Source organism: Kitasatospora sp. MBT66 (assembly GCF_000710405.2).
GTDB lineage: Bacteria > Actinomycetota > Actinomycetes > Streptomycetales > Streptomycetaceae > Kitasatospora > Kitasatospora purpeofusca.
Genome location: NZ_JAIY01000016.1, coordinates 690,437 through 714,511 on the forward strand (window position 1 = coordinate 690,437; position 24,075 = coordinate 714,511).

Sequence of the window (24,075 nt, forward strand, 5' to 3'; positions counted from 1 at the left end):
CCCGGGGTGCGGTCGGGCAGTCCGGCCGAGGCGGCCCGCCCGCCCGCGGCCAGTGCCGCCTGGGCGGCGACCAGCCCCGGCACGGCGAGCGCCACCTCCTCGACCGAGGGGCCCCAGCAGTCCCGCCCCGGCACGTCGTCGAGCAGCACCCGCCCGTGCGCCGGGTCGGCGGCGAGCACCGTCGGCACCAGCTCCGGCGCGGCGGCGGCGAACAGCGCGATCGCCTCCGCCTCAACGGCGTTGAAGGCCGGGTTGATCACCTTCAGCCAGACCGGCCCGGCGGCCGTGGGCAGCCGGAAGATCCCGGACAGGTTCCACGTCCGCACCTGCTCGACGGGCCCGGTGACCGGCCGTCCGGCGGCGGCCGACACCCGCTCCGCCCAGCCGAGGGCGGCCCACAGCCCGGCGGGCGTGGCCCACCCGGCCCGCCGCTCGGCCGGGCCCAGCAGTGCGTCCAGCTCCGGCCCCACCGGGCCCGGGGCCCGGTCCACCGGCCGCTCCAGCGCCTCGGCGTGGTACACCGTGTGACCACCTCGGCCGCCCTCACCGCCCGTCACCCCGACCAGCCGGACCACGGCCACCGCCACTCCGGCCTCCGCCGAGGCCCGCCCGGCCAGCTCCCCGACCGAGGACCACCACGGGTCCGCCAGTTCGAACGGGCCGAGCTGCCCCAGGTGGTCGCCGTCATGGGTGAGATGGACGGTAGCCGTCCGACCTGTTTCCTGATCCACCTGCGCAGGTTCTCGCGCCTCGACGATCGGCGCCACCCGTTATTTCCACGGCCGACGGCGGCCAGCGGGGCGGGTCGGCACCCGGCCGAGCTCCTGACGCCCGTCTTCCGGTTCGCGGTCCACGGTGGCCGCCCGAGGTCCGCCGGGTGACCGGGCGGCGACGGGGGTCACGATTCGGTCGCAGTGGTCCACCGGAAGGCGGACGCGGGCAGCTTCTGCTGCCACGCTTGAGTGTCAACGACTGTGCTGGGGGGGCACTTTGAGCGAGTCAGATCTTGCCTCGACTGTTGTCGGGCTCATGACCGACGTGGCTTCGGGGATCGTGGGAACCACCGGCCGGGCCGTGGCGGAGGCTGCGGGGGAGGCCGTCCGGCGGCGGCTCTCGTCGGAGCCGGACGGCCGAGCCGCTGTGGCGGCCTTCGACTCCGGTCCACAGGAACCGGCCGCACAGGCGGAACTCTGCCGGGTGCTGATACAGGTGCTGTCCACCGAGCCGCAGTTCGCCGTCCAGCTGACGGCGCTCGTGCCGGTCCCGGCTCCCGCGGCACCGGTCCCGCCGCTGCCGACCGCCCCGCCGCCGCCCGCGGAGCCGCCGCGGATCGGCCGGGACGGCATCATCATCGACGGCAGGTCCCGCAACACGGGAAACCTGGCGCTGGGCGACCAGCTGATCCAGAACATCCGCCGGGGTGACCCCCGCACCGTCCTGCTCCTGCTCCTGGTCCTGGTCCTCGTGGTGGCGGCCGGCTACGGAGGTACCAGGCTCCTCACCGACGACTCTCCGGACCCGAAGGCCGCCGCGACGAGCGCGGCTCCCGGCACGTCCGACCGGGCCTCCGGTGCTGCCGCCGCAACCACCGGTGGCGGCTCGGGCGGCAATCCGTCGGCCACCACCGGTCCGTCGGCATCCTGGCCGTCCAGGCCGCCGAGGCCCGAACCGGTCCGGGCCGACCCGCCGCTGAGATTCACCCAAGTCGTCGCAGGCAGCGCAGACCCCGGTCTCCGGCCCCTCGTGCTGGACGGCCTCGACGTGGTCTCCGTGGAGGGTGTGGAGAGCCTGGTCTCCCACGATGTCCGTGACGGCGAGCAGACGGCCGAGATGACCTCCGGCGGGAAGCTGCCCAAGGGGTCGTTGAAGGGGTTGTCGAACTGGCTGTCCGGGTACGCCGAACTCGCGCGCCCGGCCGTGGGCACCTCGGGCGGGAAGCGATACGCGGTGGCCGCCTTCCCCCGGACCGTCACCGGCCAGGGCACCGTGTCCGACCACTACGGTGTCGAGGTCGACATCCTCGACCTCGACACCCACAAGGAAGCCCGCCGGGTCACCATCGACGACGGCACCATCGGCAACCAGGTACCTGTCGTCGCGGGCATCGCCGCTGGCCGGGCCCTCGTGGTCACCGCCGGTCTGACCGGCCCTCCCGCCAGCTACGCGATCGACCTGGCCACCGGCACGGTCTCCTGGAAGGCGGAGAACTACGAGGTCCGACTGCTCCAGGGCGACACCGTCGTCGGGGTCTCCTCCACGACCGGGGAGTGGGACACCTACTTCCACGACACACCCCTGGAGGTCAGGGCATTCTCGGCGGCCGACGGCGCGGTCCGCTGGACGGCTCGGACCGGCGAGGTCCGGACGAGGCTGTCCGTGTTCGCCTCCGACAAGATCCTCGCCGACGGGGAACGGGGGCCCACCCTGCTGTCCACCGGGACCGGGGAGAGCGTGCCCCTGCCGACGCTGACCGAGAAGTACACCTTGGACACGAGCAGTTGCCGGTTCGACGGCCGTGCCACCACCGTGTGCTCGGCCAGTGGTACGGACGGTGGAGAGCTGCTCGGCATCGACGCGGCCGGGGTCACCGTCCTGTGGCGGATCGGGAGGTCGGCCGGTGCCGGAGCGCGGGTGGCGCCAGTGGTCACGGCCGTCTGGCACGGTGCGGTCTACGGCCGCACCCAGAACGGCAGCGTGGTGCTGGACGCCCGGACGGGACAGGACCGCGAGTTCAATCCGGGCACGGCTCCCGACAACGTCAACGAGTACGCCGCCCTGTCGGGGGACACCTTCTTCCTCTCGGCGGGCTGAACCCGGCCGCGAGCCCGCCCCACCGGGCGACCGACCTCCTGACCCCCGGCCGCCGTGCAGGCAGCCGGGGGTCAGGAGGTCAGGGTCGGGTGCTGCTGGGCGCTCAGCCCTCGGCGGAGCGACGGCGACGGGACACCACGACCAGCGCAGCACCGGCGGCGAGCGCAGCGGCGGCGCCGCCGGCCTCCAGGCCGAGGCCCTCGGTGCCGGTGGCCGCGAGCTGGCCGGAGCCGGCGGTCGCGCTGCCGGTGGTGCCGGTGGTCGTCCGGGTGCCTGCGGTGGTGCCGGTGCCCGTGCCCGAGGTGGTGCGGGCGGCAGCCTGGACGGCCTGGCCGCCGGTGGCGGCGGTCTCGGCCGCCGGAACGGCCGGGGCGGTGGTCGGCTGCTCGGTCGGCCGGGCCGTCGGCCCGGTGCCCGGCTTGGCAGCGGCGGCCTCGTCCTCGGCCCGCGCCTTGGCCCAGCCCTCGATCAGGAAGGTCGCCACGGCCTGCTCGTTGCCGTCCAGCGCGGCGAGCGCGGCCTTCTTGACGGCCGGTCCGCCGGTCTCGGCGATCTGCGCGACCTGCGCCCGGTTGTCCTTGGCACGGGCCGTGTACTGGCCCTCCTGGAGGAACTTGACCACGTCCGCGTAGGAGCCGTCCATCGCGGTGTTCGCGGCAGCGCGCACCTCGGGACCGCCCTTGGCCATGATCTGGCTGAGCGCCACCCGGGCGTCGTGCTCACGCTGGACGGGGAGCTCGGCCTCGAAGAAGTGGCGCAGCGCGGTCGGCGTGCCGGTGTCCAGCGCCTTCTGCCCCGCCTCCCGGACACCCCGGCCGGTGGCCGGGTCGGTGAGCAGCCGCTCGATCTCCGCCCGGTCGTCCTCGGCGCGGGCCGTGTACTGGCCCTTCTCGACGAACGCTGCGATCTCCTCGTAGGAGCCGTCCAGCGCGACCATCGCGGCCTCGCGAACGGCCGGGCCGCCGCCGCTGAAGATCTGAACGGTCCTGACCCGGTAGTCGGTGTGCCGGAAGCCCTGGAGATCCACCGCCAGGAACTTCCGCAGCGCGGCGGGAGTCCCGACGGCCAGCACCTTGGTGCCCTCCTCCCGCACCTTCGACCAGGTCGGCAGGTCGGCGATCAGCCGCTCGATCTCCACCCGGTCGTCCTGCGCCCGGGCCGTGTGCTGGCCGTCCTTGAGGAACGCGAGCAGGTCCTCGTACGAGCCACGCAGCGCGGTCTCGGCGGCCTTCTTCACCGCCGGGCCGCCGACGGCGAGGATCTGGGTGGCCTCCACCCGGTGATCGGTGTACCGGGCGTTCTGGAGCCCCGTGGTCAGGAACTCCCGCAGCGCGGCGGCGGTCCCGGCGGCCAGCGCCTTCTCGGCGGCCTCGCGCACGGAGACGCCGCTGGCCTTGTCGGCGAGGATCCGGCGGACCTCGGCCCGGTCCAGGTCCTCCTGGCCCGTGCCGGCCGGCGCGGCGTCGGGGGTGCCGGCGGAACCGGTGTCAGGTCCGGAGGCCCCGGTGGGCCGGGGCGCGTCGGCGGCCGAGGCCGAGGAGGGGAAGAGGACGGCGGGGGCGAGGACGGCGGCCGCGACGACGGCGGACACCTTGGGCAGCTTCATCCGGCAGACCTTGCTTCGTGCGAAGACATCGTGAACGCACGAAGCATAGGGCCTTCAAACCGATCTTCACACCACCATATTTACGGCTCACGAGCACTCGGCATCGCGGCCCCGCGAAGCCACCCGCCCGCCCTCGCCTGACCCTCCCTCAACACTCAGGAAGCAGGCTCCTCCTGGCCGATGGCAACCCCCGCGCCGGAGACCCGGACCCGCGGGGCCGCGCTGCCCAGATCGACGTGGAGAGTGCCCGGGCGGCCCAGGTCCTCGCCCTGGTGGAGGGTGAGCACGGCCGGGGCGGCGGCCGGATCGAGGTCGCGGAGGTAGGCGCCGAAGGCGGCGGCCGCGGCCCCGGTGGCCGGGTCCTCCACCACGCCGCCGACCGGGAACGGGTCGCGGACGTGGAAGACGTCGGGGGCGGCCCGCCACACCAGCTGGAGGGTGACGAGATCCCGAGCCGTCATGAAAGCCGCAAGCCCGTCGAAGTCGTAGTCGAGCCGGGCCAACCGGTCCCGGGTCCCGGCGGCGAGCACGAGGTGGCGGGCGCCCGCGTAGGCGACCCGGGGCGGCAGCGCAGGATCGAGGTCCTCGGCGGCCCAGCCGAGCAGGGCGAGCGCCTCCTCGACGTCCGCCGCGTCGGTCTCCTCCACCCGGGGTTCGACGCTGGTGAGGGTGGCCCGCAGGCCGCCGTCCGCGTCCTCCGTCACCTCGACCGGCACCTCGCCCGCGACGGTGCGGTAGAGGTAGCGGCCGGGGCCGGTCCGCTCGGCGAGGGCCACGGCGGAGGCGACGGTCGCGTGGCCACAGAACGGCACCTCGGTCAGCGGGCTGAAGTAGCGGACGCCGTACTCGCCGGCAACCGGGCCGGGGACCAGGAACGCCGTCTCGGAGTAGCCGACCTCGGCCGCGATCGCCAGCATCCGGTCGGCGCTCAGGCCGGTGGCGTCCAGCACCACGCCCGCCGGGTTGCCGCCGGCCGGGTCGGTGGCGAAGGCGGCGTAGCGGAGGATCTCGGGAGCGTCGGGAGCGTCGGGAGCGGCGTCAGCGGCGGGAGTGGCGGGAGTGGCGTCAGTGGTCATGCCCGCACGAACGCGCTCGGCCCGGCCGGTGTTCCCCGTCCGTACAGCACCGTCACCAGCGGCCCCGTCACCGCAGCACCGTCACCACCGGCCCCCGTCACCGCAGCACCGTCACCGCAGCACCGCCTCCAGCAGGTCGGTGCCCAGCCGCGCGCTGCCCGCCAGGTCCAGCTGGTACAGCATGTAGCGCCCGCGCCGATGGGTGGTCAGCAGCCCGGCCCGGCGCAGCACCGCCAGGTGCCGGGACACCTCGGGCGCGCTCAGCTGCCAGGCGGCCGCCAGCTCGCCGGTGGTGTGCGGGCCCCGCGCGATGGTGCGGGCGAGCCGCAGCCGGACGGGGTGGGCGAGCGCCTCCAGCCGCTGCTGGACCACCGCGAGCGAGACCGGTTCGGGCACGCCCGGCTCGGCCACGGGGTACTGCACCACCGGGCGCCAGCCGGCCGCGGACACCACCAGCAGGTGCGGCCGGCCGAACGCGGTCGGGATGAACGTGGCGCCGCCCGCGCCGGTCGCGCTGGTGGTGTTGTCCTGGAGCTTGTCGACGACGATCCGGCGCCGTCCCTCTCCCGCGTCCTCCAGCACGATCGAGGAGGAGACGGCGGCCAGCGCCTCGACCGCGCCGTGCCGCACCAGCAGGTCCGTCTTGCGGCGGGCGTCGGCGGCCAGTTCGGGCAGCACCCGGCGCCAGGCGTCGGCGAAGAAGGCGTCCGCGCAGTCCTCCAGCAGCCGCCGGACCAGGGACCGGACGGCGGGCGGGTCGGTGAGCAGCCGGTCGGCGAAGTCCGCCTGCCGGGGGCCGCGGGCGAGCGCCAGCTCCCGGGCCCGTTCCTGCGCCTCCGGGTCGGTGAGCGGCGAGGCGGTCCGGTGCGCCAGCCGGGAGACGCCGCAGGCCGTCACGAGCGCGGCCCGGACGTACTGCTCGTCGTCGATCCGGTCGACGGCGTCGAGCTCCTCGGCGAGGGTGGCGCCGGGGATGCCGGGGACGAGGAAGTCGGCGCGCGAGGAGCGCCAGAGGAACTCCGCCTCGGTCAGTCGCTCGGCGAGCGCGGGCGGCACGGTGGCGGTGGTGCTCGCCGCCCAGCCGTGCAGGTCGGGGTGGTGCGCCGGTTCGGCGAGCACGTGCAGCATGGCGCTGAGTTCGGCCAGCGGCGAGGGCGTGAAGAGCAGCCGCTCGTCGGACAGGCCGGTGATGTCGATGGTCAGGCTCACGTCCCGATCCTGTCACCTGCGGCGGCCCGGTCCGGCGTCGATTGACGGGACTCGTCAATCGACGTGCGTGCGGGCCGGGTGCGGACGGACGGTACCGGCCATGAGCCTGATCCAGAGCCCGAAGCCTGCCCCCACTCCTTCCCCCACTCCTTCCCCCACTACCGCCGTCACTGGTGCCGCCGTCGAACGGCCCCGGAGCGGACCGGCCGCGCTGCTCGGCCTGCTGACCGCCGCCGGCGGGCCCCGCTACGCCGCCGCCCTGCTGGTGGACGCCCTCGGCACCGGACTGCTGCGGCCGTTCCTGCTCCTCTACGGCATCGGCGTCCTCGCCCTGGACCCCGGGGCGGCGGGCCTCGCGATGTCCGCCGGCATGGTCGCGGGGCTGCTGGTGCTCCCGCTGACCGGCCGGTGGATCGACCTCGGCGCGCGCAGCCTGCCCGCCGCGGCGACGCTGCTGGTCCGGGCCGCCGGGTCGGTGACGCTGCTGCTGGCGGACGGGGTGGCCGGGTTCACGGCGGCGGCGGTGCTGCTCGGTGTGGGCAGCCAGTCCTGGCCCGCCACCCACGCGGCCGTGGTGTCGACCCTCACCGAGGGCCGCACCAGGGACGCCGCCCTGGCGGCCGGCCGGACCCTGCGCAACGCCGGACTGGGCGCGGGCGCGCTGCTGGCGACGCTCGCGGTGGCCGGCGGTACGGGGACGCTCCAGTTGCTCGCCGGGGTCACGGCGGCGGCCTGCCTGCTGGCGGCGGGGCTGGTGCACTCGCTGCGGGTGTCCGCACCAGCGGCGGAGGCACCGCAGCCCGAGACGTCCTCGGCGACCGCCGCCCCCGCCCGTGGTCCCGCCGCCGACCCCGCGCTGCGCCGGATCACCCTGCTCAGCGTCGCCAACCTCCCCTTCGCCTTCACCTTCGACGTCCTGGAGGTGGCCCTGCCGGCCCTGCTGGTGCTGCACCTGCACGCCTCCGCCGCCTGGTCCTCCGGCATCTTCGTCGGCAACACCGTGCTGGTGATCGCCCTCCAGCTGGCCGTGGTGCTCCGGCTCGGCGAGCGGTCCCGGCACACCGTGCTGGCCGCCGGCGGGATCGCGCTCACCCTCTCCTACCTCGGCTTCTGGGCGGCCGGCGGCCTCGGCGGCACGGCCGCGGCGGGCGCGGTGGCGGCGGTGTCGGTGCTCTACACGTTCGGCGAGATCCTCTACTCCGGCTCGGGGACGGCGCTGGTGGCCGCGACCGCCCCGCCGCACCTGCTGGGCCGGGCGCTGGCGCGCTGGGAGCTGTCGATGGGCGTCGGCCGCGCCCTGGCCCCGGCGGCGCTGACCGCGCTGCTGGCCGTCGGTCCCGGCGCGCTCTGGCCCGTGCTGGCCGGTGCCACCCTGCTCTCCTCGGTCGCCGTGGCCCGGCTGCGCCCGCGCGGGTGAACCGCAGGCCGCCGTCCCGGGGTGCGGGCGGGCGCCGGGTCACCGATGCTGGGCGGCGAAGCGTGCGCGCCCCCGCACGCGAGGCGTACCCTCCCCGGCACGCCAGGCACGGACACCCGGCACGCGGCACGACCCGCCCGGCCGCGAGGAAGGACACCTTCATGAGCGCCCTCGACTTCGAGGTCATCGACAGCCCGGACAGCTCGCTCAACAAGACCTCCGTGCTGGTCACCGGCCCCCAGGACGCGCTGCTGGTGGACGCCGGGTTCACCCGGTCCGACGGCCGCCGGCTGGTGGAGCGGATCCGGGCCTCCGGCAAGCGGCTGACCACGGTCTTCGTCAGCCACGGCGACCCGGACTTCTACTTCGGCGCCCAGGAGGTGCGGGACGCCTTCCCGGAGGCCCGGTTCCTGGCCACCGCGTCGACCGTCGAGCACATCGGGGAGACCTTCGAGGCCAAGCTCCGCGCCTGGGCGCACCTCGGGCCCGAGCTGCCGACCCGGCTGGTCCTCCCGGAGGTGCTGCCCGGCGACGAGCTGGTCTTCGAGGGCCACCGCTTCGAACTGCGCGGCGCCGACTTCCACCTGCCGGACCGGCACTACCTCTGGCAGCACCACCACCGCGCGCTGTTCGGCGGGGTGCTGCTGTTCCAGGGCCTGCACGTGTGGACGGCCGACACCCCGACGCCGGAGCAGCGCTCGGCCTGGATCGACCTGCTGGACGGCATGGCGGCGCTGGAGCCGGAGTTCGTGGTGGCCGGGCACCGGACGGCCGACGCGCCCACCGACACCTCCTCGATCGACCACACCCGCGACTACCTGCGGGGCTTCGAGACGGAGGTCGGCCGGGCACCGGACGCGGCCTCGGCGCGGGAGGCGCTGGAGCAGCGGTTCCCCGGGCTGGGCATGCCGCTGGCGGTCGACCTCGGGACGAAGGTCGCCAAGGGCGAACTGGTCTGGGGCTGAGCGCGATGATCGAGATTCCGAGGGCCGCGGCCGCGTTCGCCGAGTCGGACGCCCCGGCGGACGTGGTCCGCCGCCAGTACCTGGCCTCGGCGCGGGGCGACCTGGCCGCGCTGCGGGCGACGCTCGCCGAGGACGTGGAGTGGACGGAGATGGCGGGCTTCCCGCTGGCCGGCACCTACCGGACGCCGAAGGGCGTCACGGGCGGGGTGATGGACCGGCTGGCCGCCGAGTGGGAGGACTGGACGGCGCACGACGACCGGTACGTGGTGGACGGCGAGGAGGTGGTGGTGCTGGCCCGCTACACGGCGGTGCACCGGGCCACCCGGCGGCCGCTGAACGTGCGGGTGGCGCACCACTTCACGGTGCGCGGCGGGCGGATCGTGCGGTTCGAGCAGTTCACGGACACCGCCCTGGTCCGGGACGCGACGACGCCCTGAGCCCTCCCCGCACCCGGCTCCTGTCACCCGTTCGGGGGAGCCGGGGCGGCGCGCCGGACGCCGTCTCGACAGGCCCGCCGGCCGGCGGCAGGCTGTCCGTGGTTTCCGCCGCAGAGCGAGGAGTTCAGCATGGCCACGGACAGTACGGGTACCGACGGCGCCGGGCGGCAGCGTCCCATCGTGATCGTCGGCGCCTCCCTCGGCGGCGCGAAGGCGGCGCAGGCGCTGCGCGAGGCCGGGTACACCGGCGGCATCGTGCTGATCGGCGCGGAGCACGAGCGCCCGTACGAGCGCCCGCCGCTCTCCAAGGGCTACCTGCTGGGCAAGAGCTCCCGGGAGAAGATCTACGTCCACCCGCCGGAGTGGTACGCCGAGCACGACGTGACACTGCGGCTCGGCACCCGGGTGGTGTCGATCGACCCCGCCGCGCACACGGTGGCTCTGGCCGCCGACGGGCGGGTGGAGTACTCCAAACTTCTGCTGACCACCGGTTCGGTGCCGCGCCGCCTGCCGGTGCCGGGAGCCGACCTCGCCGGGGTGCACTACCTGCGCCGGGTGGAGGACAGCGACCTGATCCGCAAGGCGTTCCGCCCCGGCGCGCGGATCGCGGTGATCGGCGCGGGCTGGATCGGCCTGGAGACGGCAGCCGCGGCCCGGGCGGCGGGCGCGGAGGTGACCGTACTGGAGGCGGCCGAGCTGCCACTGCTGCGGGTGCTGGGCCGCGAGGTGGCCCAGGTCTTCGCCGACCTGCACCGCGACCACGGCGTGGACCTGCGGTTCGAGGTGAAGGTCGCCGAACTGACCGGCGAGGACGGCCAAGTCACTGGCGTCCGGCTCGCGGACGGCAGCACGGTAGCGGCGGACGCGGTGGTGGTCGGCGTCGGCATCGCCCCGGACACCGAACTCGCCGAGGCGGCCGGGCTGGTCGTCGACAACGGGATCAAGACCGACGAGCACCTGCGCACCTCGGACCCGGACATCCACGCGGCGGGCGACGTCGCCAACGCCTACCACCCGCTGCTGGGGCGCCACATCCGCGTCGAGCACTGGGCCAACGCCGTCAACCAGCCCCAGACGGCGGCCCGCGCGATGCTCGGCGAGGACGCGGTGTACGACCGTGTCCCCTATTTCTTCTCGGACCAGTACGACCTCGGCATGGAGTACGTCGGCTGGGTGGAGCCCGGCGGCTACGACCGCGTGGTGTTCCGCGGCGACGTGGCGACTCGGGAGTTCATCGCCTTCTGGCTGAGCGAGGGCAAGGTCCTGGCCGGCATGAACGTCAACATCTGGGACGTCACCGACCCGATCCGCACCCTGATCCGTTCCGGCCGGACGGTGGACCCGGCCCGCCTGGCAGACCCCGAGGTGCCGCTCGGCGACGTCTGATCCGGCGCGGGCCCCGGTCGGCACAGTCCGACCGGGGCCCGGGGACTACCCGATCACGTTGTCCGGGTCGTCCAACCAGGCACGGTGCTCACCGACCGTCGAGACGGTCAGCCCGAACCGGTGCAGGCTCGGCCTGCCCTGACGCTGCCACCACCGGTACGCGGCCGTCACCTCGGCCCACAAGTCGCGCGGGCCGGACTGGGAGACGGCATGCATCCCGTCCCAGTCCGCGAGCCGGCAGTGCGCGTAGGACGTGCCGTCCCAGACCTCGAACCGACCGGTGCCGAAGCGGTCGTAGGGTGCCGCCACACTGTGGCGGAACAGGTCCGGCATGCGGAGCCCGATCGCGAACGCGGCGTCGGTGGAGTCCGCGACGTCTGCGGGGTCGATCTCCGACGGACCGTAGCGGACGTCGTCGATGTCGAACTCGCCGCTGTCGGGCTGCTGGTCGCGCACCCACATGAAGGCGACGTCCTCCACGAACGGCCCGGAGGCCGACTTGCCGTCGTCCGCGACGGTCAGCCGTGCCAGCGCTCCGTTGCAGAAGGCCGTCCCGTAGGGCACGAGAATCACGCCGCCGGGCTTCGTCTGTTCGATCAGCGTCGCGGGCAGCCTCTGCACGGCCGCCGTGAGGTGGACGCGGTCGTACGGCGCCCCGGCGGAGTGGCCGAGCATCCCGTCCGCCGCCAGCACCGTGGGCGTACCCCCCATGGTGGCGAGCTGCGCTCGGGCGTCGATCGCGAGCCCGGGGTCCGCTTCAATCGTGACCACGTTCTCGGCGCCGAGCCGGCCGGTCAGCAGACCCGCCGTCCACCCGGTGCCGGTGCCGATCTCCAGGACCCGCATCCCGGGGGCCGCGTCCAGGTGCCGGAGCATCTTCGCGACCACGGTGGGCATAGAGCTGGAGGACGACGGGATGGTGGTCCTTCCGTAGACCTGTGTCACGAGCGGCAGGTCGGAGGTCACGGCCTCCGCCCAGCGGTCAGGGTGCTCGGTCCGCTCGATCCACTCCCCCTCGACCCGGATCCGGTCCGGGGTGAAGCGGTCGCGCGGGGTGGATCGGAAAATCTGCTCCCAGTCGGCCGAGAGCGCGCCGGACTCCCGGAGCGCGTCGGTCAGCTTGTCCCACGTCATGATGTCCCCTACGGCTTCTCGGGCTTGGGCAGGTTCTTCGGCGGCGCGTCCCGCTGACCGTCGTGCGGCGCGGTGTCCGGCGACCCCGAGTGTCCGCCGCCCTTGCCCCCGCCGGCCTTGCCAGGGCCGTCGTTGCCCGATCCTCCGCCGTGCTTTGCCATGGTGCTGTTCCCTCCTGTAAGGCATGCGACTTCGAGTGGGAGAGCCGGCTCCGCTCCCTCCGCGGAGCCGGATCTCAGATGAACTAGCTGACGTCCGGAACTGCCCCGGGCTCCGGCGCGGTCGGTCCGGGCGGCCGGTTCGGGTCGACCGTCAATTCGGCCATACTGGGTGTCTCCTCACGCTGTGGCGGCCCCAGCCACCGGTAGGTACTGGGTCGTTCGGTGTTGCGGAACCCGCTTCGGCTGCTGCTTTCCGCCAGGACTCGGCGGCCGGAGCGGGGACTCAGGAGCCCCTGTGCTTCCACCGGGCGCGTTTTTCGGTCCGATCGGTCACCGGTGGACAGATCGGATCCTCGCTCGTCACGCACTGTCGAAGTAACGTCGACAAGACGTCACTTCGACCGGATGCAAGGCGTCATTTCGGTGTCGTACCAAGGGCGTCACCGGATACCTTCGGACGCATGACGACCCCGAACACGGTGTTCCGCGCCGTCCGCATCGGCCTACGTCTCAGCCAGGACGAGATGGCCCAGCGGATCCGCGATGCGGGGCAAGCCCTCGGAGAGTCCAACGACGCCAGCAAGCGCCTCGTCCAGCGTTGGGAATCGGGCGATGTGCGCACACCACGCCCGGTCTACCTGCGCGCGCTTGAAGCCGTGACCAAGCTGTCGGCGGACCGGCTGGGTTTCGAGTCCGTCAACCTGCCGCCGGCACGCGTTACGGAGGACGGATCCGGAGGTCATGACGTGACAAGGAACCAGCCCGACCGGCGTCCCGCCCCGGCCCCGGAGCCCTTGGGCGACGACTACAGCGGGGTGTGGCTGAGCCACTACGAGTTCTTCAGCAGCAGCCGGGCGAACACCTTCTCCGGGTTGCACCACGTGCTGCTCCAACACCACGGGAACCGGATCACGGCCACCTCGCTGCCCGGTGCCTCCTCCAACCCCGACTCACCGCTCACGCTCGACCTCACCGTCGACCGCAACATCGTGACCGGCACCTGGACCGAGCAGACCGCCGACGCCGGCTATTACCGGGGCGCCCGCTACCACGGCGCGATCCAGTTGCTCGTCGATCCCACGGGTCGCCACATGGCCGGCAAGTGGGTGGGCTTCGGGAAGGAGTTCGACGTCAACACGGGCCCGTGGGAGCTTCGATTGCTGGACCGATCCACAGCCGAGGACGTGCTCCAGCGGTACAGCGTGACACCGGAGCTGCCGCCGTCCGCGTGATCGACGACGACTGCCGCACGGCCGAACGGCCCGCTCCCGGAAGGCTGTTTCCGGGGGCGGGCCGTTCGGTGTCTCTCAGGGGTGGCTCAGGGGTGGCTCAGGCGACGGGCGGGAACGCCTCGGCGTCGGGCTTCAGGAGCTGGCCGGGGGCCGGGGCCTTCTGGTTCACCAGGTAGTCGGTGACCAGCTTGTTCAGCTCCTTGCTGCGACCGACGGCGCAGTGCTCGACCACGTCGACCGAGACCAGCACGGCGTTGCCCAGCTGGCGCTGCATGCGCTGCGCGAAGCCGTAGTTGGTGGCCGGGTCGTAGAGGTTGCCGATGACCATCACCGGGGTGGCGGTCTTCCGGTTCCACGGGCCGGTGAAGGTCTCGGCGTCGCGGGCCGGGGCGGGCCAGGAGGCGCAGGTCGGGCCGTCGAAGGCCTGGTAGCGGCCGAAGGTCGGCGACTCCTTCTCCCACGGCTTGGCCAGGTTGGCCAGGGTCCACGGGTTCGACGGGTACGGCTTGTCCTGGCAGTTGACGCCGTAGTAGGAGTCGTCGGCGGAGTACGGCGTCTCCGGCAGCGCCTCGCGCAGGGCGTTCGGCACGGTCTTGGCGAGCACCTTGGCGTCCTCGACCGCGGCCGGGTCGACGGCCGGGGCGGCGGTCGCGGCGGCGGCCAGGCTCTGCGCGGCGGCGGCCGGGGCGTTGATCACCTGGTGCAGCGCCTGCAGCGACTTGGCGAGCGGCGCCTGCCGGCTCTGGGCGTAGAGGGCGTTGGCGACCTGGCTGGTGAAGCTGGACAGGGTGACCTGGGTGCCGTCCGGCAGGGTGACCGGGTTGGTGCGCAGGTGGTCGCGGACGGCGTCGAACTTGGCCCGGGTGTCGCCCTCGCCGAAGGCGCAGCGCGGGGCGCCCGCGGTCTGGCAGCGCTTCAGGAACTCGCTCAGGGCGACCTCGAAGCCGGTGGCGCGCTGGCGGTCGTACTCGACGCCGTTGTGCATCCGCAGGTTGGGGTCGACGTTGCCGTCGACGATCACGGCGCGCACCTTGTCCGGGTACATGCCCGCGTAGGTGGCGCCGATCAGGGTGCCGTAGGAGAAGCCGGCGAAGTTCAGCTTGCTGTCGCCGACGGCGCGCCGCATCCGGTCGAGGTCACGGACCACGTTGATGGTCGACATGTGCTCGATGAGCGGGCCCGCGTTGCGCGAGCAGGCGTCGCTGTAGTCCTCGGTGGCGTCGATGGTCTGGGCTATCTCGGCCCTGGTCACCGGGACGCCGATCATGCGGTCGTTGACGCCCGCGGCTTCCTCGTCGGTGGTGAAGCACTTCAGCGGGTTGCTGCGGGCCACGCCGCGCGGGTCGAAGCCGACCAGGTCGAAGCGGTCCTGGACGTCCTTGCCGAAGCGGGTGGTGGTCGCCCACAGGTAACCGCTGCCGCCGGGGCCGCCGGGGTTGAGGAACAGCGAGCCGATCCGCTTCGCGGGGTCGCCGGCGCGACGGCGCATCATCGCGATGCCGACGGTGTCGCCCTTGGGGTGGTCGTAGTCGAGCGGCACCTGGTAGACGGCGCAGTCGTAGATCTTGGGGTCCGGCTGGCTCGGGTCGGGGTTGCACGGCTTCCAGTCGACCGGTGCCACCTTGGCCTCGGCGGCTGCGCCGGGGGCCGGTGCTGCGACGGCCGCCGCGGCCGAGCCTGCGACGAGGGCGAGGGCACTGGTGACCGCCAGTACCGTGCCGGTGAATCGGGACACGAAACCTCCTCCGGTTCTGCGAACGCCGGACAGCCTGTCAGCCCTCGATCAACAGCGGAAGACGTGCGTGACCGCAGATTCTTGCGAGGAGTGCCCGATTGGCCGTCAATATCCTTTATCGGAGCCAGATTGACGGGAAACAGTGCGGCCGATGGCCGAAGATCATCATTAACCGTATGGTCTGGCAACCCGGGGGCGCGCCGCGAGCGGCGGACGCCGGGTCGTGCGCCTGCGCTCCGTTGACCGTGTACAGCCCCGACTCGATACTCGGCGTTGCGAAACCCGACCGAGCCGTTCCCGAGGATTCGCCGGCCACCACCGGCGGAGAGGTGGACAGTCATGGGCTTCCCGACCACGCACGACGACGATCCCGCACCCGGCCCCCGGCCGGGCCGCCGCGCGGTACTGACCCGGGCACTGGGCCTCACGGCGGTGGCCGGCCTGGGCGCCGTGGCCTCGATCGGGGCGACGGCCGGACCGGCGGCGGCCAAGGACACCAAGGAGACCGAGAAGGCCAAGGAGGCCAAGGAGACCGACAAGGCCGAGGACGCCAGGATCCTCGCCAGTCAGACCGACTGGCGGTTCTGCACCAAGTGCTTCGGCCTGTTCTTCCGCGGCTACCCCACCGACGGCGCCTGCCCGGCGGGCGCGGGCCACGACTCGGCCGGCTACAACTTCAACATCCCGCACGACATCCCCGAGACGCCGACCGCCCAGCACAACTGGCGCTTCTGCACCAAGTGCTACGGCATGTTCTTCTGGGGCTACCCCGACAACGGCCGCTGTCCCGCCGGCAACGCCCACGCGGCGGCCGGCTACGACTTCGTCCTCCCGCACGACATCCCGGAGCCCCCCGGCTCGCAGCGCAACTGGCGCTTCTGTCCCAAGTGCTACGGCCTCTACTTCTACGGCTACCCCACCAACGGCGTCTGCCCGGCCGGGAACGCCCACTCGGTGGCCGGGTACGACTTCGTCCTCCCGCACCTGTAACCGGCTCCGCAACCCGGGTGCGGGCGCGCCCGCACCCGGCCCACCGGCCTCAGCCGGTGGGAGCGAGCGGCGCGGTGGCGGGAGCGGGGGCGGGGGCGGGGGCGAGCCAGGTGGAACGGTCGCGTTCGGCGTGGCGGACGGCGGGGCCCATGGCGCAGCCGGCGGCGAGGAAGAGGACGCCGAGGACCAGCCAGCCCGGGCCGCCGCCGTCGAGGAGGAGGGTGGTCAGCAGCAGCGGTCCGGCGGTGCGGGCCACCGCGACCCCGGTGCCGAAGAAGCCCTGGTACTGGCCGAGCCGGTCGGCCGGGGCGAGGTCGAAGGCGATCTGCCAGGATCCGGCGGACTGCTTCATCTCGCCGAGCACCTGGAGCACCGCGCCGCCGACCAGCAGGGCCGCCATCGCCCAGACCGGGACGGGCGCGGCCGAGAGCGCGAAGACCGCGCAGGAGGCGAGCAGGACCGCGCCGGCCTGGCGGACGGCCCTGGCCGCCGACGGGAGGCCGGTGACGGCGCGGGCGGTGCGGACCTGGAGGAGGGTCACGCCGACGGTGTTGAGGACGAAGAGCGCCGAGCCGAGCCAGCCGAGCTGCGGGGCGCGGTCGGCGATCCAGAGCGGGATCACCAGGCTGAGCAGGGGCATTCGCAGCAGCAGCACGGTGTTGACCAGCGTCACGAGCGCGTAGCGGCGGTCCGCCAGCACCGCGAAGCCGCCGTCCCGGCCCCGACCCCGCCGCCGGCCCCGCCCCCGACCCGGGGCGCCGTTCGCCGGTCGGGCCTCGACCGCCGGGACGGCCGGGAGCACCGCCGGCAGCCGCAGCAGGATCAGGCCCGTGGCCAGGAAGCCCAGCGCGGTCAGCGTGAACGCGGCGAGGAAGGCCGCCCTGGTCCCGACCGTGAGCGCGACGCCGCCGAGCGCGGCGCCCACCGCGAGCCCGGCGTTGAGGGTGGCCTGCAGCCGGGCGAGCGCCGCAGTCCGCTCGCCCTCGGGGACGAGTCCGCCGACCAGTGCCTGCCGGGCCGCGCTCAGTCCGGACTGGGCGGTGGCGTAGAGGCAGGCGGCGACCAGGAACGGCAGGAAGGCGTCGACCACGAGGAACGAGGCGACCACCACCGACGTGACGAGCGCGAGCGTCGCGGCGGTGCCCCGGGGTCCGCGCCGGTCGGCGAGGTGGCCGAGCGGTACACCGGCGACCGAGCCGATCGCCCAGGCCACCGCGAGGCCGAGGCCGAGCCGGGTCGGCGAGAGTCCGACGATCCGGGTGAAGTACAGCGCGGAGCTGGTGTAGTAGGCGCCGTCTCCGATCGCGCTCACCAACTGTGCTGTCGCGAGAGTTCGTTGGGATCCGGACAGCGGGGTGCGGCGGGACGGCACGATGCTCCTGGGGTGGTGGGCCATCAGTGGTTCTTCGGTGTGGACACCAGTCTGCGCCGATGGCGGACCACGCGGAAGGTCCAGTGGACCATCATGATCCTGGGCCACTTCGGCAAGTCGTCTTCCGGACGCCCGCGCTCCGGGCCGCCTCCGCTCCGGCGCTGACGGCGCCCCACCCGCCCCTGCCGGCTCGCACGCGCCCCCTGAGTGCGCATCACTCGTACGGCGGTACCGCGCGCCCTGCCCGGTGTGCCACGTGCCCTCCGTGTCCACCCCGTCCGAGATCCGTACAGTTGTCCGACCATGCCCCAAGTGCCCGTGTTGACCGGCCAGTAGGCCCCTCCTATGCTCATCCGCGTTCTCGTTCGCGAACGTGGACACGACCAAATGTGCCCGCCGTCGCGAGCACTGACCGGCACCGCCCGGCACCGGGGCGGGACCCTCACGGCCCGCACGTCCGGAGCCGTCACCCGGCGAGAGGGGCTCCTCCCATCAGCATCTCCATCGTGCCCCCGACCGGCCCGGGCCCCACCGCCGAGCAGCCGGACGCCGCCGAACCACGTCCCACCGCCGAGCAACTGCCCGCCGAGGCCGACACCGGCCGCCGACGCTTCCTCACCTACCTGCTCGCCGCGCCGACCCTGACCGTCGCCGCCCGGGCCGGACTCGACACCGTCGCGCCCGCCACCGCCCGGGCCGCCGAGGCCGCGCCCGCGGCGCCCGCAGCCGCCGCGCCGCCCGCCGCCCCCTCCCAACTGCTCGGCCTGCCCGGCATCCCGGACATCGTCGACCTCGGCCAGGCCCTGCAGGTCGCCGGTCTGCCCACCGCGCACCTGCTCGTCCTGGAGATCACCACCGCCGGCCGCGCCGTCCTCCACCTGCCCCGCCTGGAGGTCGGCCAGGGGCTGACCACCACCGTCGCCATGATGGTCGCCGAGGAACTCGACGCCCGGCTGAGCGATGTCGACGTCCCGCTCTCCGACAGCCGCCCCGATCTGCTGTTCAACCAGCTCACCGGCGCCTCCAACTCGGTCCGCACGCTCTACGACCCGGTGCGCGGCGCGGCCGCCGCCGCCCGGGCCCGGCTGGTCACCGCCGCCGCGCGCCGCTGGTCGCTGCCCGCCGAGACCCTGCGCACCGCCGACTCCGCCGTGACCGCCCCCGACGGCCGCCGGGCCGGCTACGGCGAACTCGCCGCCGAGGCCGCCACCGTCGTGGTGCCCGCCGTCCCCGCCACCCCCAAGCCGCCCGAGCAGCGCCGGGTGATCGGCCGCCCCACCGGCCGGATCGACGCCCGCGACATTGTCACCGGCCGCGCCAAGTACGCCGGCGACCTCGCCGTGCCCGGCGCGGTGCCGACCGTCGTCGCCCGGCCCACCACCATCAACGGCACCCTGGCCTCGCTCGACGCCTCCGCCGCCCGCGCCATGCCGGGCGTGCTCGCGGTGGTCACCGTGCCCACCGGGGTCGCCGTGCTCGCCGAGACCTTCGACCAGGCCCTCAAGGCCCGCGACGCGCTGCGCACCACCTGGAACCCGGGCCCGGTCGCCGCGCTCTCCGATCCCGACATCCGGGGGAAGCTGCGGGCCGCGCACGCGCCGTTCCTGATCCCGCCGCTGCTCACCCAGTACGTGGACGGCGAGTTCGACTTCGCCTTCGTCAACCACGCGCCGATGGAGGTGCTGACGGCGGTCGCCGACGTCCGCCCGAACCGCGCCGAGCTCTGGTTCGCCGCGCAGACCCCGATCGTCGCGCAGCAGACCCTCGCCGCCGAACTCGGCCTCCCGCAGGACGCGGTGACGGTGCACGTGGTGCGCGGCGGCGGGTCCTTCGGCCGCCGGCTGTTCTACGACGCCGCCCTGGAGGCCGCGCGGATCTCCCGCGCCGCGGGCCGGCCGGTCAAGCTGATGTGGACCCGCAACGACGACATGCGGCACGGCCGGATGCGCCCCGCCAGCCACCACCGGGTCCGCGCCACCTACGGGCTCGGCCAGGTGCTCAGCTACGAGCACCGCGCGGCCACCGTGATGACCGACTTCGGCCACGGACTCGGCGAGGCGCTCACCGCCGCCGGCTTCCAGCTCTCGGTCGCCGGGCTGTCGCTCGCCCAGGCCTTCTTCCTGCTCAGCCAGAGCAACCCGTACAACGTGGGCATCCCGACCCAGCTGCTGGCCGAGGTGCCGCTGAAGATCCCGACCGGCAGCTGGCGCTCGGTCTACTCGGGCACCGTCCGGGTCGCCGACGAGATCATGATGGACGAACTGGCCCGCCGCCTCGGCCAGGACCCGGTGGCCTTCCGCCGCGCCCGGCTGCGGGAGCCGGCCGGCCGGACCGTGCTCGACACGGTCGCCCGGGCGGGCTCCTGGGGCCGCGCCATGCCGGCCGGACAGGCCCAGGGCATCGGCTACCACGCCGAGAACGGCGGGCGCGCCGCCTACCTGGTCGAGATCGACGCGACCGACCCGAAGCAGCCCCGGGTCACCAAGGCCGTGATCGCCGCCGACGTCGGCACGGTGATCAACCCCACCGGCCTGGAGGCCCAGCTGACCGGCGCGCTGATCGACGGGATCTCGGTGATCCTCCAGGCCGGCAACCACATCGACCGCGGCGCCGTGCGCGAGGGCAGCTTCGGCGACTTCCACTACGCGCGGCAGCGGCACACCCCGCCGGTGGTCGAGATCCACCTGCTGCCGCCGAGCGGACCGCCCGGCGGCGCGGGCGAACTGGGCGTCCCGGCGGCCTCCGCCGCCGTCGCCAACGCCTACGCCCGGGCCACCGGGACCAGCCCGCGTTCCTTCCCGATCAACTTCTGACCCGCCACGCCCCCTGGTCGCCCGACCACCTCCGACCCGCTCCCACGAACCCCCGAGGAACGCGCCTCCGATGCCCAGCCACACCTTCGTCCTCAACGGCCGACCGGTCACCGTCGAGGCACCGGACGACATGCCGCTGCTCTGGGTACTGCGCGACAAGCTCGGCGTCACCGGCCCCAAGTACGGCTGCGGTGTCGGCGTCTGCCGCGCCTGCACCAGCCACCTGGACGGCGAGGAGATCCAGCCCTGCACCGTGGCGGTCAAGGACTGCGCCGACCGCCGGGTCACCACCATCGAGGGCCTCGCCGACGGCGACACCCTGCACCCCGTCCAGGAGGCCTGGCTGGACTGCGACGTCGCCCAGTGCGGGTTCTGCCAGCCCGGCCAGATCATGACGGCCGTCGCGCTGCTTCGCCGCAATCCCGCGCCCACGGACGCCGACATCGACCAGATCCAGAACATCTGCCGCTGCGGCAGCTACCCCCGGATCCGCGAGGCCATCAAGCGCGCCGCCGCCATGACCGCGCCCGGCAGCTGAGTCAGGACTGGTCCCAGACGTCGACGGTCAGCAGCGCGTCCGCCGGACAGGCGGCGATCCGGTCCGGGTGCAGCTCGCGCGGCCGGAACTCCGCCCCGGGCCCGGCGTCGGGCACCGAACCGTCGGCCAGCAGCGGCAGCACCTCGCCCGCCCGGGCTGTGTACCGGTGCGGGTAGCCGTCGAACCGCAGCTGCTCCGCCCGCCCGGCCGCGGCCAGCCCGGCGATCCAGTCCAGCCCGCCGATCCCGGTCTCCCACTTGGCCAGCACGACGTCCTCGCCGTCCCCCGCCGCCGGTACCGTCACCACGAACCACCAGCCGAGCATCCGTCACCCCTCCCCCGCGCCGCACCGTCGTGATCCCCCCGAGCGTACGCGCGGCCGCACGCTCGCGGTGCCCGTTCGCCGCGCCCGCCCCGGCCATGATCGAATCGCCCGTCGGGACCGATCGGGACCGGTCGGTGGGCGGAGGGGGAGACGGACATGGTGACCAGCCGCGGACGGGTGGCCGTACTGGGCGGCGGGGTCGCCGGGCTCACGGCCGCGACGGAACTCGCCGAGCGCGCACCGAGGGCCCCCGCCGGGGGTTCGGTCGGAGCCGATCTGGTGGCGGCGGGGCGGGCCGCCTAGGGTGAGGCGGCACCAATGTCGCCTATGCAACAAGGTGGTTGAGGATGATCCGGCGCCGCTCACTGCTGACCTTCGCGGGCGTGGGAGGTGCGGCGCTGACCCTGCCGGGTGTCGCCGCCGCGCGTGCCGCTCCCTCCCCCGTTCCCGCTCCCCCCACCGGGCCGGGGCCGATCGACCTGCCGGGACCGACCGTACGGCGGACCGTCGGCACCGTGTCACTGCGACTGGTCGACGAGAACCGGCAGGACCCGTTCGCCCCGGTGCCGGGACCGCGCGAGCTGATGGTGCAGCTCTGGTACCCCGCGACCGGGAACGCCGGACGGGCGCGCGCGGCGTACGCCACGGAGCGGGTGGCGGCCGTGCTGGACCGGACCGCCTTCCTCGACCCGGGCACGCTCGGCCGGCTGCGCCCGACCGCGCGGGTGGGCGCGCCGCCGGTGCCGGGGGCGCTCCCGCTGCTGCTGCTCGGGCACGGCCGCAAGGGCGGGCGCAGCAACTGCACCGCACTGGCCGAGGAGTTGGCCGCGCACGGCTACCTGGTCGCGTCGCTCGACCACACCTACGACGCGGCCGCCGTCGAGTTCCCGGACGGCCGGGTGGTGCTCAGCGTGCTTGAGGACGAGCCCGCCGACTGGGACGCGGCCGAGCGCAAGGAGGTCGGCGTCCGGGCCGCCGACCTCCGTTTCGTGGCAACGGAGTTGACCACCGGCCGAACCGTCCGGCGGCACCCCGGGCTGCCGTGCGCGGACCCGGCGCGGATCGGTGTGCTCGGCCACTCGATGGGCGGCGCGGCGGCCGCCGAGGCGGTCCGGCAGGACCGGCGGTTCGCGGCCGGACTGGACCTGGACGGCGGACTCTTCGGCTCGCCGGTGCCGGACGAGGGCCTGGACCGGCCGTTCCTGCTGTTCACCGCGCTGGACGACCACGACACCTGGCGGCGCTGGCGCGAGCACCAGCGCGGGTGGGGGCGGCACCTGCGGCAGCACGACTCCGGTCATCTGAGCTTCACGGACCTGCCGCACGCGGCCGGTCCTGGGCACATGGCCGAGCACGCACCGCCGGAGGTCTACGCCCAACTGTTCGGCACCATCGCGCCGGAGCGCGCGACCGAGCTGGCGCGGACGTATGTGCGGGTGTACTTCGACCGGTTCCTTCGCGGGCGCCCCTCGCCGCTGCTGAACGCGCCCTCGCCGCGCCACCCGGAGATCTCGTTCGTCTGGAGCCGCGGCTGAGGGCGGTCCGGCCCCGCTCCGCGCTACCCGGCGGCCCCGGGGTCGCGGCCGAAGAACCCGGCGAGCCGGTCGTACACCGGCGCGTCCTCGGCGACCGCGACCTCCGGGCCGAAGGCGTGCTGCTCCTCCTCGCTCCCCCGGTACTCGGGGCGCAGCGCGCCGCGCGCCCAGTCCAGCGCCGCCTGCCCGACCTCCTGGTCGAGCCCGCTGGTGGACTGGCCGGTGGCCCGGGCGAGGTCCCACCCGTGTGCGGCGAACTCGGCGATCTGCTGGTCCACCGGGAAGCGGGCCGGCAGTTCCCCGACGCCGGGGATCTCGATGACGCCGCCGAGGTTGCCCGCCCCGCGCCAGGCGGCCACCAGGCGCTCCGCGTCGGCCTCGAAGCGGTGCAGCCAGTCGTCCTCGACCCGGTCGAAGGGCTCCGACCAGTCGGGCGTGCCGCCCTCCGCCCGGACGGTGAACTGCCGCAGGTCGTTCAGCAGGTGACTGATCAGCTGTCCGACGTCCCAGGAGTGGCAGGGGGTCGGGTGGCCGGCGAGTTCGGTGCCGACGCCGTCGATCAGCCCGGCGGTCTGCGCGAGCGCGCGGGCGAGCAGCTCGATCGGGTCTTCCGCTCCGGTCATGACGCACCTCTCCGTCGGCGGGGCCGCGTGTCGGCCCCTCGCGCGGGACCCGTGTGCGGGCGCGCGGCCGGTCGGACGCGCGCCCGCACACGTGGTCGGACCGGCCGATCGTAAACGCGGGCACCGACAACCGGCCCGGAGCAACACCCCGGGCCGGCCGTCGGCGTGTCCGGCCGGCCGTCGGCGTAGCGGGCCGACCGCCCGCGTGTCCGGCCCGGGTCAGCCGGCGAAGCCGCCGTCCACGGCGATCTCGGCGCCAGTGATGTACCGGCCCTCCGCACCGGCCAGGTGCGCGACCGTGGCGGCGATGTCGGAGGGCCGGCCGAAGCCGCCCACCGCGGTGAAGCCGGACTGGAAGTCGGCGCCCGGGCCGTCCGCCGGGTTCAGCTCGGTGTCGATCGGGCCGGGGTGGATCACATTGACGGTGATCCCGCGCGGGCCCAGCTCGCGGGCCAGCGTCTTGGTGAGCCCGATCATCGCGGCCTTGCTGGTGGCGTAGAGGCTGCCGCCCGCGAAGGCGGCCCGCTTGGCCATGCAGCTGCCGATGGTGACGATCCGCCCTCCCTCGGTCAGGTGGGCGACCGCCGCCTGGGCGAACAGGTACGGCGCCCGGACGTTGACCTCCAGCACCCGGTCGATCTCGGCGAGGCCGGTCTCCTCGATCGGGCCGACGTGGCCCACCCCGGCGTTGTTGACCAGGATGTCGAGGC

At 74.2% G+C, this 24,075-nt stretch carries 21 protein-coding genes and 1 pseudogene; 11 read left to right on the plus strand and 11 right to left on the minus strand.

The features are described from left to right. Window positions 1–731 (minus strand): annotated as a pseudogene (locus tag BI06_RS51835) (aminoglycoside phosphotransferase family protein); the annotation flags it as partial. Between the two features lie 466 nt (window positions 732–1,197). On the opposite strand from BI06_RS51835, the gene BI06_RS38965 reads away from it, so the two are divergent. Next, window positions 1,198–2,811 (plus strand): PQQ-binding-like beta-propeller repeat protein, encoded by a 1,614-nt coding sequence (locus BI06_RS38965; RefSeq protein ID WP_149030622.1) that lies wholly within the window; start codon window positions 1,198–1,200, stop codon window positions 2,809–2,811. 103 nt (window positions 2,812–2,914) lie between these two features. On the opposite strand, the gene BI06_RS38970 is transcribed toward BI06_RS38965, so the two are convergent. From BI06_RS38970 to BI06_RS38980, 3 genes are all read right to left on the minus strand, one after another. Further along, window positions 2,915–4,417, minus strand: a complete 1,503-nt coding sequence (locus BI06_RS38970; RefSeq protein WP_043476095.1) for an ALF repeat-containing protein — start codon at window positions 4,415–4,417, stop codon at window positions 2,915–2,917. A 155-nt stretch (window positions 4,418–4,572) separates the two neighbouring features. Beyond that, the gene (locus tag BI06_RS38975; RefSeq protein WP_051742787.1) at window positions 4,573–5,493 is read right to left on the minus strand and encodes a PhzF family phenazine biosynthesis protein; all 921 of its coding nucleotides are present in this window, start codon (window positions 5,491–5,493) and stop codon (window positions 4,573–4,575) included. A gap of 111 nt (window positions 5,494–5,604) precedes the next feature. Further along, window positions 5,605–6,702, minus strand: a complete 1,098-nt coding sequence (locus tag BI06_RS38980; RefSeq protein ID WP_030393960.1) for a DUF5937 family protein — start codon at window positions 6,700–6,702, stop codon at window positions 5,605–5,607. Window positions 6,703–6,802: 100 nt separating this feature from the next. Here BI06_RS38980 and BI06_RS38985 point away from each other — a divergent pair, with 100 nt between their 5' ends. The 4 genes from BI06_RS38985 to BI06_RS39000 all read left to right on the plus strand — a co-directional run bounded on the left by BI06_RS38985 (window position 6,803) and on the right by BI06_RS39000 (window position 10,907). Next, complete coding sequence (locus BI06_RS38985; protein WP_082559002.1) at window positions 6,803–8,119, plus strand: MFS transporter; 1,317 nt, start codon at window positions 6,803–6,805, stop codon at window positions 8,117–8,119. Between the two features lie 161 nt (window positions 8,120–8,280). Continuing rightward, complete coding sequence (locus BI06_RS38990; RefSeq protein WP_043476098.1) at window positions 8,281–9,084, plus strand: MBL fold metallo-hydrolase; 804 nt, start codon at window positions 8,281–8,283, stop codon at window positions 9,082–9,084. Between the two features lie 5 nt (window positions 9,085–9,089). Continuing rightward, window positions 9,090–9,521, plus strand: coding sequence for a nuclear transport factor 2 family protein (locus BI06_RS38995; protein WP_030393963.1), 432 nt, complete (start codon window positions 9,090–9,092; stop codon window positions 9,519–9,521). 129 nt (window positions 9,522–9,650) lie between these two features. Then, window positions 9,651–10,907, plus strand: a complete 1,257-nt coding sequence (locus BI06_RS39000) for an NAD(P)/FAD-dependent oxidoreductase (protein WP_051742788.1) — start codon at window positions 9,651–9,653, stop codon at window positions 10,905–10,907. A gap of 45 nt (window positions 10,908–10,952) precedes the next feature. Here BI06_RS39000 and BI06_RS39005 read toward each other — a convergent pair whose 3' ends face one another. Together BI06_RS39005 and BI06_RS51840 are read right to left on the minus strand one after the other, a co-directional pair. Next, on the minus strand, window positions 10,953–12,041 hold the full coding sequence (locus tag BI06_RS39005) for an rRNA adenine N-6-methyltransferase family protein (protein WP_043476102.1): 1,089 nt from the start codon (window positions 12,039–12,041) through the stop codon (window positions 10,953–10,955). 8 nt (window positions 12,042–12,049) lie between these two features. Further along, complete coding sequence (locus tag BI06_RS51840) at window positions 12,050–12,202, minus strand: hypothetical protein (protein WP_157855237.1); 153 nt, start codon at window positions 12,200–12,202, stop codon at window positions 12,050–12,052. Window positions 12,203–12,663: 461 nt separating this feature from the next. Here BI06_RS51840 and BI06_RS39010 point away from each other — a divergent pair, with 461 nt between their 5' ends. Further along, a complete protein-coding gene (locus BI06_RS39010; protein ID WP_043476105.1) occupies window positions 12,664–13,434 on the plus strand; it encodes a DNA-binding transcriptional regulator in 771 nt (256 codons plus the stop codon). A 97-nt stretch (window positions 13,435–13,531) separates the two neighbouring features. Here the strand turns inward: BI06_RS39010 and BI06_RS39015 are convergent, their stop codons facing one another. Then, complete coding sequence (locus tag BI06_RS39015; RefSeq protein WP_043476108.1) at window positions 13,532–15,169, minus strand: alpha/beta hydrolase; 1,638 nt, start codon at window positions 15,167–15,169, stop codon at window positions 13,532–13,534. A gap of 339 nt (window positions 15,170–15,508) precedes the next feature. Here BI06_RS39015 and BI06_RS39020 point away from each other — a divergent pair, with 339 nt between their 5' ends. Next, window positions 15,509–16,159: a hypothetical protein gene (locus BI06_RS39020; protein ID WP_030393968.1), complete on the plus strand. Its 651-nt coding sequence runs from the start codon at window positions 15,509–15,511 to the stop codon at window positions 16,157–16,159. A 49-nt stretch (window positions 16,160–16,208) separates the two neighbouring features. On the opposite strand, the gene BI06_RS39025 is transcribed toward BI06_RS39020, so the two are convergent. Beyond that, the gene (locus BI06_RS39025) at window positions 16,209–17,555 is read right to left on the minus strand and encodes an MFS transporter (protein ID WP_051742789.1); all 1,347 of its coding nucleotides are present in this window, start codon (window positions 17,553–17,555) and stop codon (window positions 16,209–16,211) included. Window positions 17,556–18,037: 482 nt separating this feature from the next. On the opposite strand from BI06_RS39025, the gene BI06_RS39030 reads away from it, so the two are divergent. Continuing rightward, window positions 18,038–20,344, plus strand: a complete 2,307-nt coding sequence (locus BI06_RS39030; protein WP_233290467.1) for a xanthine dehydrogenase family protein molybdopterin-binding subunit — start codon at window positions 18,038–18,040, stop codon at window positions 20,342–20,344. Between the two features lie 70 nt (window positions 20,345–20,414). Continuing rightward, the gene (locus BI06_RS39035) at window positions 20,415–20,882 is read left to right on the plus strand and encodes a (2Fe-2S)-binding protein (protein ID WP_030393971.1); all 468 of its coding nucleotides are present in this window, start codon (window positions 20,415–20,417) and stop codon (window positions 20,880–20,882) included. Between the two features lies 1 nt (window position 20,883). Here BI06_RS39035 and BI06_RS39040 read toward each other — a convergent pair whose 3' ends face one another. Continuing rightward, the gene (locus BI06_RS39040; RefSeq protein WP_030393972.1) at window positions 20,884–21,207 is read right to left on the minus strand and encodes a hypothetical protein; all 324 of its coding nucleotides are present in this window, start codon (window positions 21,205–21,207) and stop codon (window positions 20,884–20,886) included. A gap of 156 nt (window positions 21,208–21,363) precedes the next feature. On the opposite strand from BI06_RS39040, the gene BI06_RS51845 reads away from it, so the two are divergent. Then, a complete protein-coding gene (locus BI06_RS51845) occupies window positions 21,364–21,510 on the plus strand; it encodes a hypothetical protein (RefSeq protein ID WP_158516519.1) in 147 nt (48 codons plus the stop codon). A gap of 44 nt (window positions 21,511–21,554) precedes the next feature. Continuing rightward, the gene (locus tag BI06_RS39045; protein WP_043476111.1) at window positions 21,555–22,742 is read left to right on the plus strand and encodes a hypothetical protein; all 1,188 of its coding nucleotides are present in this window, start codon (window positions 21,555–21,557) and stop codon (window positions 22,740–22,742) included. Window positions 22,743–22,765: 23 nt separating this feature from the next. On the opposite strand, the gene BI06_RS39050 is transcribed toward BI06_RS39045, so the two are convergent. Continuing rightward, on the minus strand, window positions 22,766–23,365 hold the full coding sequence (locus BI06_RS39050; RefSeq protein ID WP_043476114.1) for a TIGR03086 family metal-binding protein: 600 nt from the start codon (window positions 23,363–23,365) through the stop codon (window positions 22,766–22,768). A 219-nt stretch (window positions 23,366–23,584) separates the two neighbouring features. After that, a partial coding sequence (locus tag BI06_RS39055) for an SDR family NAD(P)-dependent oxidoreductase (protein ID WP_043476117.1) occupies window positions 23,585–24,075 on the minus strand: 491 nt, incomplete at its 5' end.

What these genes read in the sequence shown, in the direction of transcription:
- BI06_RS39010 (WP_043476105.1), top strand. Translation starts at nt 12,664, where the DNA reads ATGACGACCCCGAACACGGTGTTCCGCGCCGTCCGCATCGGCCTACGT.
- BI06_RS39020 (WP_030393968.1), top strand. Translation starts at nt 15,509, where the DNA reads ATGGGCTTCCCGACCACGCACGACGACGATCCCGCACCCGGCCCCCGG.
- BI06_RS39025 (WP_051742789.1), bottom strand. Translation starts at nt 17,555, where the DNA reads ATGGCCCACCACCCCAGGAGCATCGTGCCGTCCCGCCGCACCCCGCTG.
- BI06_RS38970 (WP_043476095.1), bottom strand. Translation starts at nt 4,417, where the DNA reads ATGAAGCTGCCCAAGGTGTCCGCCGTCGTCGCGGCCGCCGTCCTCGCC.
- BI06_RS39045 (WP_043476111.1), top strand. Translation starts at nt 21,555, where the DNA reads ATGATCCGGCGCCGCTCACTGCTGACCTTCGCGGGCGTGGGAGGTGCG.
- BI06_RS39000 (WP_051742788.1), top strand. Translation starts at nt 9,651, where the DNA reads ATGGCCACGGACAGTACGGGTACCGACGGCGCCGGGCGGCAGCGTCCC.
- BI06_RS38990 (WP_043476098.1), top strand. Translation starts at nt 8,281, where the DNA reads ATGAGCGCCCTCGACTTCGAGGTCATCGACAGCCCGGACAGCTCGCTC.
- BI06_RS38995 (WP_030393963.1), top strand. Translation starts at nt 9,090, where the DNA reads ATGATCGAGATTCCGAGGGCCGCGGCCGCGTTCGCCGAGTCGGACGCC.
- BI06_RS51845 (WP_158516519.1), top strand. Translation starts at nt 21,364, where the DNA reads ATGGTGACCAGCCGCGGACGGGTGGCCGTACTGGGCGGCGGGGTCGCC.
- BI06_RS51840 (WP_157855237.1), bottom strand. Translation starts at nt 12,202, where the DNA reads ATGGCAAAGCACGGCGGAGGATCGGGCAACGACGGCCCTGGCAAGGCC.
- BI06_RS38985 (WP_082559002.1), top strand. Translation starts at nt 6,803, where the DNA reads ATGAGCCTGATCCAGAGCCCGAAGCCTGCCCCCACTCCTTCCCCCACT.
- BI06_RS39035 (WP_030393971.1), top strand. Translation starts at nt 20,415, where the DNA reads ATGCCCAGCCACACCTTCGTCCTCAACGGCCGACCGGTCACCGTCGAG.
- BI06_RS39050 (WP_043476114.1), bottom strand. Translation starts at nt 23,365, where the DNA reads ATGACCGGAGCGGAAGACCCGATCGAGCTGCTCGCCCGCGCGCTCGCG.
- BI06_RS39005 (WP_043476102.1), bottom strand. Translation starts at nt 12,041, where the DNA reads ATGACGTGGGACAAGCTGACCGACGCGCTCCGGGAGTCCGGCGCGCTC.
- BI06_RS38975 (WP_051742787.1), bottom strand. Translation starts at nt 5,493, where the DNA reads ATGACCACTGACGCCACTCCCGCCACTCCCGCCGCTGACGCCGCTCCC.
- BI06_RS39040 (WP_030393972.1), bottom strand. Translation starts at nt 21,207, where the DNA reads ATGCTCGGCTGGTGGTTCGTGGTGACGGTACCGGCGGCGGGGGACGGC.